Origin of the sequence: Bacillus cereus group sp. N24, assembly GCF_016483345.1 — a bacterium.
Lineage (GTDB): Bacteria > Bacillota > Bacilli > Bacillales > Bacillaceae_G > Bacillus_A > Bacillus_A toyonensis.
In genome coordinates, this window is record NZ_JAEHCA010000057.1 from 1 (window position 1) to 10761 (window position 10761).

The window sequence follows — 10761 nt, forward strand, 5'->3', positions numbered from 1 at the left end:
AGAAGAATAGAAATATAGCATACATACAATAAGGGAATGCAGTATAGATCAGTTTACAAGCATTCCCTTGTTATAACTATGTTTTTATTTTAATACTATTTTTTGTTGATTTTAATTATTGAAGTACTACAAATAATAATAATTAGAAAAGCTATTAAACAAAGGAATGGGATAGTAATAAATCCAAACCAATTTAAATAATCACCAGTACATGGTATTCTACCGCATGTTGATATATCTGATAATTGTGGTATTTTTTGTATTAAGTAATGATAAGTTGATATAGATATTCCAATAATAGAAAGAATTAAGCTATAGGTGCTTACCTTATAATCTTTATTTATAATTGCTATTCCTAGTATTATAACTAATGGATACATAAAGATACGTTGATACCAGCATAAGGTACAAGGTTCATATTTCATAATTTCAGAGAGATATAAACTACTACTTGTTGCAATGAATGATGTTGCCCATGATATAAATAAGATGTTTTCTGATTTTTTTGTTGTATTCATTTCTTCTCCTATTTATTCTTTATTTTTATTAAACCATTTCTTAAATTCTTCTTTTTTATATTCCCCTTCAATACGATCTATTTCTTTTCCATCTTTATAATGAACAATAGTTGGTGTGCCTTGAATTTTAAAGAGGTTCCAGCCATTTTGTTCTTCTTCTAAATTTAACATTTTCATATCTATATTTAGTTTTTTTGCCATAGGAATTACTATAGGAGAAACTTTTTTACAATAACTACAATTTGTTTGATAGAAATAAACAAATTTTTCATCTTGTTTTAAGAGATTATTTTGTAATTCATTTACTTTGATTTCGTTTTGTATATTGTTAGTAATTTTTGTTTTGGTTTCTTTTTTATTTGTAAATATAAATAAAAAAATTAAAAATATGATGAAAATAAAACTAAAGATAGTAATTTTTTTCATTTTATTTCTCCTTGTTATTAGTGGTTGTGATAATTACTTCATGTTAATTTTTGGTAAAAAAATGTATTTAACACACTTTCATTTATCTGATTTTTTAAATTTTACTTTATTTTTTATTTTTTGTAAATATTTGACCTTTATTGAAAATTGTGCTAAATTTTGTTTTGTGCTGATTTAAATCAGTGAAAAATATAGAGAAATGGGGTATTTGTATGTCGAATAAAGGTTTTTTATCTAAGGGGATTTTATCTTTAGGTTTATGTGGTGCTGTATTGGTTTCACCAATAACAAGTTTTGCGGCAGAAGAAAAAACATCTTCTTCTACACCAAATATGATTTATACAGAATTTGGTTATACAGATGTTGAGAATGGTGAACAACCTGTAATTAAAGGTGAAAATTCTAAATATAGAGGATGGTCACCAAAAGCTGGACAATGTTTTGATAATATAGAAGGTGGATATTGGTGTAAAGGTCAAACAATGGGTTGGAATCGTGATTGGGCTCAATACTCTAAATATGAACATGGTTCTAGAGTACACAAAGCATCAGCGATGGCAAATGGGAAATATGGTTATGGTAAATGGAAAGATCCAGGAGTAGAAGCTTATACTACATCACCATACTTTTATGAATTAAATACTTATAAATCATACTATGATGTTCAATAATTTGTTTTTAATTTAATTAGATAGAAGAAAAAGAGAGTATAAAAAAGTCTTATTTTATAATGACTTTAGGCTCTCTTTTTATTAATTTAGTAACATAATTAATTTAATTAATTTGAAGAAAGAGAGTATATATGAAAAGATTTATATTTCTTTTATACATAGTTATTTTTTCTTTTTCATTTTTTGTATATTTTGATTTGATTTCTAGTAAACAAGAAGATTCAATGAAAAAAGCAGGAAAAGAAGATAGTTTTGTTATGACCATTGATGAGAACGCTTTGAAAATTGATTCAGAGAAGTTTTTATCAATATTATTTAGGGTTTCTAATGATTATAATGCGAATGTATTTAAATCTATATATCCAGAAAACAAATCAGTAGAATATGTTTATTTTACACATGATATAGACCTTTATTTTAAACAGTTTTCACTGTTAGATGGAGCGTTTCCAAATGATAAATCTGATAAATTTAATATTTCCACATTAAAAGATAAGAGTGTAACAGGAGAAATATTTTCTTATAAAAAGGGAATTGATTTTAGTATTAAACCCTTAAAATCGTTTCCTAAAGATAGATCAGTGGCTGGAGATTATGTAGTTTTGTTAAAAGATAAAAATAAAATTAATCTTTATATAGATAAATTACAGAAAGATTTAGGTATGAAAATTAATTATTCTAGTTATGAATACAATCCTGTTATTGATTCATCTTGGTTAAGAATAGTTCCTATTATTTTATTGTATGTTTTATCATTATTTATGATTATTTATTATTATTTTTTAGAGTATAAAAATTCCGCTATTAGATTATTAAACGGTTATATGCCTTTAGATATTTGGAAGAAATATTTTCTACAAATATTTAAATTATATTTTTTAGCTTTAATTATTTCTACTATAATTGTTGTGATTTTTATAACAGTAGAAAATTTATTATTTAATTTGTATTGGTTTAAGACAATAACGAATTACTTTTTCTACCAATTTATAATTGGTATGGTAGTTTGTTTTATTATGTCTCTTGTTTTTTTTAGAGTTGGTAAAATTTCTATTTCTGCAAGTATAAAAAATAAAAAACCTTTAAAGCAAATCCAAATTGTAAATAGTCTGATGAAAGTGATTTTTTCAGTGATTATATTATATTTACTTTTTGTTTCTTATATTACTTTTCTGGATTCTTATCGATATTATTATAAAAACGCAAATGAATGGGAACAAATGAAATCGTATGGAATTATGCCGACTAAAGCGCCTTTACCAAATGGTAATAATCCTAAAGCTATTCTTGAAATGTTTGATAAACAATATAAATTATTTAAGTATACAAATGACAGAGGTGCAATTTTAATACAATTTTCTGATTCCTATATAGCAAAACAGAATGGAATAGAACTTAAAGGTGTTTCTGTTTATGAAGAAAAAACAATACTCATAAATAATAATTATTTAAAATTAAATCCAATATATGGGCTAGATGGTAAGTTAATTGATATTAAAGAAGATGATGATAAACTTACGGTTTTAGTTCCAGAAAAGTATAAAAAAGAAGAAAAAGAATTAAGAGGATATTTTGAAAAAGAATATTATCTTCAAAAATATAAAGTTAAGAACACTTTTTTAAGAGATGCTGGTAAAGAGCTTCCTTTTAAAGAGGATATAACGGTAAATATAATTTGGATAGATAACAATCAATCGTATTTTACTTTTTCTAATGATATAGCAGCAGATACTAATAATCATTTTTATGATGGTATCGCGATGATATTAACTAATGCAAATGGTAATGAGGCTGCATGGTATGATACAGCTGTTGGAAATAGTGGTTATTTTATAAAGTTATTAGATAAAAAAGAACCATATAATAGCATTAAGGATCAGATTGAAAATTTAGGGTTACAAAAATTTTATCCAGAACTCTATAATGCTTACGATGATATTGAAAGTATAATTCAAATGCATTTGGAAAGAGCATATCAATCTTTAGTTGTTTTATTTGTTGTTTTGTTAGCTTACTTGTTTATAAGTATGTTTACAACATTAAATTATTTAGAACAATATAAACTGAAACATACTATTAAGAGAATACATGGTTATTCTTATTTTGAAAGACATAATTTTTATTTATTGTTTACTAATTTTATTTGGTTTGTTTCAATATTAATTTTATGCATATTAGAGAAGTTTAATTTTATAGGTCTTATTTTTTGTATCTCTCTTTTAGAGAATCTATTCATTTATTTACTGATTAAGAAAAGTGAACAAAAGAAAATGGTACAAATTATTAAAGAGGGATGAGTATATGAAGGAAGAAATAGGCATCAAATTAGAAAATATTACCAAAAAATATGGAGATCAATATATTTTTAAAGATTTTAATGTTAGTGTTTATAATAATGAATTTGTTGGTATTATGGGAAAAAGTGGTGCGGGGAAATCTACATTACTTAATATAATTGGGTTATTAGATGAACCAGATAGTGGTAAAGTTGTTATTCAAGGGGATGATAATCCATATAAAAATAGAAAAAATCTGTTTAGAAATAAGTTAGGTTATATATTTCAAAATTATGCTTTAATGGATAATGAAACAGTTGAAGTAAATTTGAAAGTTGCACTTAAATTTCAGAAGATCTCTAAAAAAGAGAAAAAGATTTTAATGGAAGATGCATTAAAACAAGTTGGGTTATCTTGTTCTTTAACAACTAAAGTTTATACTTTAAGTGGTGGTGAACAACAAAGACTTGCGTTAGCTAGAATTTTATTGAAAAAATGTGATGTTATTTTGGCCGATGAGCCTACAGGATCACTGGATAGAGAGAATCGTGATCAAGTAATTAAATTGCTAAAGAAGCTTCATAATGAAGGAAAAACCATTATTGTTGTTACTCATGATATTGATTTACAAAATTCATTTTCTAGAATAATTGATTTGGGCTAGCATTAGTTCTTTTAAATAAACAGTTAAAAAATCAATATATTTTTTGGCTGTTTATTTTTTTGTTTCTTTAATAAAATCTATAGGATTTTATTAAAGAATTAAAAAGGGTTAGTGAGGGATTAAATTATAGGTAGCTGTTTGCGTTGGTCAATCAAAACGGACCTAGCGAAGCGAAGGGAGTATTTGACTTGACCAACTAGTCTACAACCGAACCCTCTTGGCATTGAACAAACGATTGTTTGTTCCTGCCTACCGGCGAGGGAGTCCCTCAAGGATTGAGGGGATGGGGAGTTCGATGAATGGGGTCTGGGGAAGATTTCCCCAGTGGGTTTGGGCAAAGCCCAAGGTTTGTTTTTGCCATGCTGGGCATGGATCGGCAAAGCCGAAAAGCGTCGCAGACCCCTATTGATTTTGATACGTTAGTGTCAAAATAAGTATAGGGTTACGTCAATTGACACAATTTCGTTGCCTTGCTAGACTTATTGTATCAATTAATCTAGGGGAAGTGGTGGCACTTTATGTTGTTCTCTATCTCATTTAATCAATCTCACCAAAGTTCATTAAGCCATAATAACAGAGAAAACATTTATGGGAATCCTGGCATCGATCCATCCAGGTTAGACGAGAATATCTACTTTGTTCAAAAGGATATCCGAAGTGTATATAAGGATGTCTTTCAAGAAGCGGTGGACAAGTATAATGAGAAGCAAAAACGAAATGACCGTAAGATTCAGGACTACTATGACAAAATATATAAAAATGAAAAGACACATGAGCAACGAGAATTGGTTGTAGCGGTTGGAGAAGGTAAAGATGACCCAAAGTATAGGGAAGCTAAAAAAGAAGCGTTAAAACAGTATGCAGAGGCGTTTCAAGAGCGAAATCCAAATCTATCAGTCTATAACATGGTTTTACATGATGATGAAGCCAATCCGCATTTACATATTAACTATGTACCGAATTTCGAAAGTAGTCGAGGATTAACGAGGCGTGTCGGAATGGATAGAGCCTTGCAACAACAAGGCGTACAAGGAAAAGGGACGGAGTTAATTGCGAATTGGAGACAATTAGAAACGGCCTATATTGAATCTTTGGCTAAAGAACAAATTCCGAATTTTGAGCGTGCTAATGTTGGTTCACATAAATATATGAAAGTCCGTCAATACAAGGAATATGCTGAAGCAGTTTCTAATATAGAGAATCAATTTACCGAGATAAGCAAGCGATTACCTAATAATAAAATTACGTTAAAGACCAAAAAGAAAGAGATCAAGACAGAGGTAAAACCAAAATTAATTGGTAAACCTGAAATTATTGAAAAAGAGACAGGGAATTATGTTTTTTCTCCAAAGCAACTCGAAAAAGTAGAAGAATTGATAACTGCAGCAGTCACTGTAAAAAAAGATTATGAGCGTTTGCAGAATACAGATTTGGTAAAAGAAAATAGGGAATTGAATCGTCAAGTTGATAGTTTGTATGATTCTTTAAAAGAATCCCAAAAGATAAATTTAGAGTTGAAAGAGGAAAATAGAAAATTAAATATTGAAATAGGTTCGTTAAAAACTCATATAAAGGATTTGAAGGAGAATATAAGAGTTTTGTATCAACAGACGAAAAAAGCTTTTAAAGAGAAATTTAAGGTATTTAGAGGGATTATTAAAAATGAATTGGATAGTAAGGGAGTAGATAATCAATTTGAACGTGAACATAAGAGAGAAATAAGTAGACATCGAGATTTTGATAGGGAACGGTAAAAAAATAGGGAAACTTTGTTTTTATCTTCAAGGTTATTGAAAACGTGATAGAATGAAAAAAAAGAGCCATGCTGGAACATGACTCTTTTTATAGGGTATTCTACGAAAATACCTAGACTTCATTTATCTGATTATAGATTATCATAATTTGTTTTATAATCAAATAGCAAAAAATAGGTGTTTTTGTTGATTCCCTCAATTTAGAGGAGGAATTAACAATGAATGAAGAATTGGGACAAGCTTTAAATCAAGCTGATAGAAATGCTAGAAAAAGAGATTTTGAGAAAGATGGAAAACAAAGAGATCAAGCTGAAGAACTAAAAAAATCTCTTTTACAACAGTTAAAAGAATTAACTGGAGAAGATCATTATGTTGGAACTAATAAAGATCCATTTGCTGGAGAACCATTTAATCAAGTAATGCACAGAAATTTAGATTTGTTGAATAGTATTGGTTATTTAACTCAAGCAGAAGAAAGTTTTTTATTTAGAATTCAAGCTTATTTGGAATTTAGAAGTAATGTTATCATTTGTAGAGATGATAAATTTAAAAGGAAACGAAAGAGCGCTGAGGAAGATTATGAGTTACCAAAAGCAGCAACTGTTTCTGAAATTGCTGAAATGATAGGGAAATCAAGAGAAAAAACTTCTTTGGTTATGAATTCATTAAAGAAAAAAGAAATTTTACTTAATCCAGAAGGTGCTGGACAAATTATTGAAAATGGTCGCACTGTAAGTCCTAGAACATGGGTGGTAAATCCTTACATAATGATTTGTGCACCTCGAAAAAATGAAGTGAAACTTGATAAATTAACGATGAGATTGTTTCAATATTCTTTGAGAAATCTTAAAGATCAAAATGGTAAAAAGGTAAAATTACCAGCCAGATTTTTTTAGACTATATCAATTTGATATAGTCTTTTTTATATGTATTTCAAAGCGATATATCCACTTCATTACTTATTTGTATTTTTTTAGGTGTGACGAAAACGTCACAAAAAGACTTAAAAGTGTGACGAAAACGTCACACCCTAAAAAGTGCATTCAACCCAGTCATATCAAGGGATTCACACGTTTTTTGTAGATGCCCTCTATTATCACTATTATTAAAGGCTAAAAGTTCCGCAAGGAACAGGTAGTATTTTTGAGCAAATAACGCTCAAAAATCTCCACCTTCAAAAAAAGAAAAGTCGGTTCGTTAATCCTCACCTAAAGGCTATCGCCTTTTCTTTTTTTTTCTGTCCTTGCGGAACTTTTTTCGGCTGGTTTTTAGCTTTCGCCAAGCCGAACAGACCAAAAACGGGGTTAAGTTGCTCGACTTGGATCAGCAATTGTACCAGCCGAACCGCCTGTTCTTCCGTTCAAATTATTCTTCTTTTTTTATATGGAATTAACGCTATGTGGGGTTTCGCCCCCACACGACGAGCCAGCACTCACACCCAAAAACAAGGGAAAATAGCATGATAAAACATTTTTACACCTTAGAATCACGTTATTATAAAGAAATTTGGTAGTCTTTAATTAGCCTTTAACTTAATCTCAAACTTAAGGGAGATGTATAGATGAACATTGGTAGACAAATACAATATTTTCGTAAACGGGATAATATGTCCCAAGAGAAGTTAGCAGAAAAAATTCATGTTTCCAGACAATCTATTTCTAACTGGGAAAATGAAAGGAACTATCCAGATATTCATAATTTACTAATGATGAGTATTCTCTTTAATGTCTCCCTGGATGATTTAGTTAAAGGAGATGTAAAAATCATGAAAGAAGAACTTCAAAAATCAACTTTCTTTAAGTGGAGTTACATCATGTTAGCATTAATGATTATAGTTCCTATTTCTATTGCACCTGTATTTTACTTTTTTGGTTATTATGGTCTTATAATACCTTTGCTACTTACGATTTTGCTTATGTTTTCATCACAGCAAGTTGAAAACATAAAAAAAGAGCATAATTTAAAAACTTATCGTCAAATAGTTGATTTTATAGAGGGAAAACCTGTAAGTGAAGTAAGGCCTAATATAAAAGACAAATTATTAAAAATAGGTTTGATGCTTGCAAGTGCTTTGATTAGTTATAGTTTGATTTATTTAGGATTGAGTGTATTTGGAAGATAACTTAGAAAACTATTAAAAGTCCTCCGGATTGTTTAACTGGAGGACTTTTGTGTTTATTTACATAAAATCGGTTATTGGAAGTTATTCGTAATAAGCGGCCATAAGTAGTAGTTCAGCCATTAGTTTCCAAGATGGTTGTTTAGGAAATGTTTTATCTAGATTTTTAGAAGCACCATCAATATCTGTTGCTGATGCTTCTAATGCCTCCAAATACCGATCTAAGTTAGGATTTTCCCATTCTATGTTATGTTTTTCATAGTCCTCTCTTAGTAAGGAAATGAAGCGAATAAAATCTTTTCGATTCTTTATATTATCAATGAAATCATGTACGTCCATTTTTGTTCCCCTTTCCAATATCTCTATTTAACATAATTTCCGTTAGCGGTAGATAACGATAATTATGTTAACTGTACTATTTTTCTTTTATTGATTAATGTTTTTTAAGGATTCACTCCTATACCAAATGGCGAGGAAAATCCTAAAATCGTAGTAATCACGGTATTTGTTATTCGATCTATTACGGAAACATTGTTGCTAGTTACATTTGCTATATAAATTCGATTGGTTAATGGATTAACTCCCACTCCTCTTGGAGAAGTTCCGACAAGAATATGGATTTGAAGATGTTGCATACGAATTACCTGACCCCATTAGTCGGTGATTGGTAGAATATGGCCAAAATGCTAAACTTATTAAGTAAGAGAGGAGAACTAATTAAATGATTAAGCCTTTATATGCAGAAAATATTATAGTAGGTGTAAAATATAAAAATAAGTTCAAATGGTATATAACTGAACCGGATTTATGGTATTTAGATTATAATCAAGCTGGGTACTCTCCTAGTGAATATCCAGAAGAAAGAAAAGGCATTAGTATTTTAAATGAGACTACAATAGCTATTTTTTTAGAAAAAATAGAAAAATATGAAAGATTTACAGAAGATATTAGGTTAGAATTTTTAAGGGAACTAAGAACTAATAGAGAAGAAGCCTATTATGATTATAATCCATGTTTCCTGATAGATTTTGAGCGTTTAATTTTTTATTCTAATTATCCGGAATCAATATCTTTTGAAGAATATATTCCGAATAACTGGAGAGGTTATTTACAGCGATTTGATGAACAAGTACTCTATGAGTATAGATACTGGGAAGATAAGAATAAAAGCTATTTAGTTAGAGAAGATTAAGTCATGCAAGAAGAATTGCCAAGTCGACAGACCAAAAGCAAAGGAAAGAGATAAAAAAAGCGAAGCGTAGGAAATCATGTATAAAATATTCATAGAGAGTTAACATAACGTCCTATTATCGGTAGCAAGGATAAACGAGGAACCCTTGTTTTTATAGGGTTCTTTTTTCTTTTCTAGTAAAATTGATATGCATGATTTTATACATGGTTGAAATAGCGGGGATCTTGAGGATCCTTGCTCTTCTTTTTTTGCATAAAATCTTGTATAAATAAAAAAAGATTTTGATGTTATTATCGAGAAGTAATACATATCGGTGTTAAAATCGGAATGTATTTCGAAATTAAATCGTTTTTAAAATCGGTTTTCAAATCGGTTGTAAGTACATTCCGATTTTGATTGGAATGTTGATTTAATCGTATTTTTTAAGTGAAAAACGTATTCCGTTTTTGGGGGAGGAATGAAAATTGGAACTAAAATCGGAAATGTATACACCGAAAATTGTTGCGGATCTTTTAGGGATCACACCCGATTTGCTAAAGGTATGGTCAAACGAATTTAACATACAAACGGAGCGAAGTCAGGGAGGACATCGTAGATACTCGAAGGAAAATATAGAAGAATTAAAAGCAATAAAAGAAAAAATACAGGTGCAAAAATGGTCTTACGATCAAGTTCGGGCATGGCGAAATGGAGAACTTGATTCGTTTGTTTCAAAAGAAGAAAAATCAGAATTAGAAAAGAAATTGAATGAAGTATTAGAAAATCAGCAGTTACAAAATCAATTTAATCAAGCACTCGTTCAAAAATTGCAAGAAATTACGAATGAATTGGTTACGACAAAAGAGCATTTAGCGAATACGGAGAAAAAGTTAACTGAAGTAGAAGGTAAAAACAGTGAATTAGAAGTTTTTATTGAGAAGAAGCTAGAGAAGCGAGATCAGTTATTGCTTGAAAACATTAGAGATATGCAGAAACAAAATCAGCAACAAAAACGGAAAGGTTTTTTCGGTTTGTTTAAAAAATAAGTATGGTTGATATTTTTATAGGGTTCTAATGTCGGAAAAAGAAGAATAGAAATATAGCATACATACAATAAGGGAATGCAGTATAGATCAGTTTACAAGCATTCCCTTGTTATAAC

The 10761-nt window shown here is 29.3% G+C and carries 12 protein-coding genes; 8 read left to right on the plus strand and 4 right to left on the minus strand.

The window, feature by feature from the left end:
- Positions 1-95: 95 nt before the first annotated feature.
- Together JDS95_RS29935 and JDS95_RS29940 are read right to left on the minus strand one after the other, a co-directional pair.
- Positions 96-518, minus strand: a complete 423-nt coding sequence (locus JDS95_RS29935) for a disulfide oxidoreductase (protein WP_016107571.1) — start codon at positions 516-518, stop codon at positions 96-98.
- A 12-nt stretch (positions 519-530) separates the two neighbouring features.
- A complete protein-coding gene (locus JDS95_RS29940) occupies positions 531-944 on the minus strand; it encodes a thioredoxin family protein (protein WP_199691018.1) in 414 nt (137 codons plus the stop codon).
- Positions 945-1156: 212 nt separating this feature from the next.
- Here JDS95_RS29940 and JDS95_RS29945 point away from each other — a divergent pair, with 212 nt between their 5' ends.
- The 6 genes from JDS95_RS29945 to JDS95_RS29970 all read left to right on the plus strand — a co-directional run bounded on the left by JDS95_RS29945 (position 1157) and on the right by JDS95_RS29970 (position 8431).
- Positions 1157-1615 carry a hypothetical protein gene (locus JDS95_RS29945; RefSeq protein ID WP_199691019.1) on the plus strand — a complete coding sequence of 153 codons (459 nt, stop codon included), beginning with the start codon at positions 1157-1159 and terminating at the stop codon, positions 1613-1615.
- Between the two features lie 131 nt (positions 1616-1746).
- A complete protein-coding gene (locus JDS95_RS29950; RefSeq protein ID WP_199691020.1) occupies positions 1747-3912 on the plus strand; it encodes a DUF1430 domain-containing protein in 2166 nt (721 codons plus the stop codon).
- A 4-nt stretch (positions 3913-3916) separates the two neighbouring features.
- Entirely contained in the window at positions 3917-4555 is a 639-nt protein-coding gene (locus JDS95_RS29955) for a putative bacteriocin export ABC transporter (RefSeq protein WP_199691021.1), read from the plus strand.
- 518 nt (positions 4556-5073) lie between these two features.
- The gene (locus tag JDS95_RS29960) at positions 5074-6309 is read left to right on the plus strand and encodes a plasmid recombination protein (protein ID WP_199691022.1); all 1236 of its coding nucleotides are present in this window, start codon (positions 5074-5076) and stop codon (positions 6307-6309) included.
- A gap of 218 nt (positions 6310-6527) precedes the next feature.
- On the plus strand, positions 6528-7205 hold the full coding sequence (locus tag JDS95_RS29965) for a Rep protein (RefSeq protein WP_199691023.1): 678 nt from the start codon (positions 6528-6530) through the stop codon (positions 7203-7205).
- A gap of 665 nt (positions 7206-7870) precedes the next feature.
- Positions 7871-8431 (plus strand): helix-turn-helix domain-containing protein, encoded by a 561-nt coding sequence (locus JDS95_RS29970; protein WP_199691024.1) that lies wholly within the window; start codon positions 7871-7873, stop codon positions 8429-8431.
- A gap of 81 nt (positions 8432-8512) precedes the next feature.
- On the opposite strand, the gene JDS95_RS29975 is transcribed toward JDS95_RS29970, so the two are convergent.
- Both JDS95_RS29975 and JDS95_RS31660 read right to left on the minus strand, forming a co-directional pair.
- Positions 8513-8767, minus strand: a complete 255-nt coding sequence (locus JDS95_RS29975; protein ID WP_000382464.1) for a DUF7660 family protein — start codon at positions 8765-8767, stop codon at positions 8513-8515.
- Positions 8768-8871: 104 nt separating this feature from the next.
- Positions 8872-9063, minus strand: a complete 192-nt coding sequence (locus JDS95_RS31660) for a YncE family protein (protein ID WP_073990902.1) — start codon at positions 9061-9063, stop codon at positions 8872-8874.
- A gap of 86 nt (positions 9064-9149) precedes the next feature.
- Here JDS95_RS31660 and JDS95_RS29985 point away from each other — a divergent pair, with 86 nt between their 5' ends.
- Both JDS95_RS29985 and JDS95_RS29990 read left to right on the plus strand, forming a co-directional pair.
- A complete protein-coding gene (locus JDS95_RS29985) occupies positions 9150-9620 on the plus strand; it encodes a hypothetical protein (RefSeq protein ID WP_000595036.1) in 471 nt (156 codons plus the stop codon).
- 464 nt (positions 9621-10084) lie between these two features.
- Complete coding sequence (locus tag JDS95_RS29990; RefSeq protein ID WP_199691025.1) at positions 10085-10645, plus strand: MerR family transcriptional regulator; 561 nt, start codon at positions 10085-10087, stop codon at positions 10643-10645.
- Positions 10646-10761: the final 116 nt, after the last annotated feature.

Coding starts and splice junctions, on each gene's coding strand:
- JDS95_RS29935 (WP_016107571.1), bottom strand. CDS start 518: ATGAATACAACAAAAAAATCAGAAAACATCTTATTTATATCATGGGCA.
- JDS95_RS29940 (WP_199691018.1), bottom strand. CDS start 944: ATGAAAAAAATTACTATCTTTAGTTTTATTTTCATCATATTTTTAATT.
- JDS95_RS29945 (WP_199691019.1), top strand. CDS start 1,157: ATGTCGAATAAAGGTTTTTTATCTAAGGGGATTTTATCTTTAGGTTTA.
- JDS95_RS29950 (WP_199691020.1), top strand. CDS start 1,747: ATGAAAAGATTTATATTTCTTTTATACATAGTTATTTTTTCTTTTTCA.
- JDS95_RS29955 (WP_199691021.1), top strand. CDS start 3,917: ATGAAGGAAGAAATAGGCATCAAATTAGAAAATATTACCAAAAAATAT.
- JDS95_RS29960 (WP_199691022.1), top strand. CDS start 5,074: ATGTTGTTCTCTATCTCATTTAATCAATCTCACCAAAGTTCATTAAGC.
- JDS95_RS29965 (WP_199691023.1), top strand. CDS start 6,528: ATGAATGAAGAATTGGGACAAGCTTTAAATCAAGCTGATAGAAATGCT.
- JDS95_RS29970 (WP_199691024.1), top strand. CDS start 7,871: ATGAACATTGGTAGACAAATACAATATTTTCGTAAACGGGATAATATG.
- JDS95_RS29975 (WP_000382464.1), bottom strand. CDS start 8,767: ATGGACGTACATGATTTCATTGATAATATAAAGAATCGAAAAGATTTT.
- JDS95_RS31660 (WP_073990902.1), bottom strand. CDS start 9,063: ATGCAACATCTTCAAATCCATATTCTTGTCGGAACTTCTCCAAGAGGA.
- JDS95_RS29985 (WP_000595036.1), top strand. CDS start 9,150: ATGATTAAGCCTTTATATGCAGAAAATATTATAGTAGGTGTAAAATAT.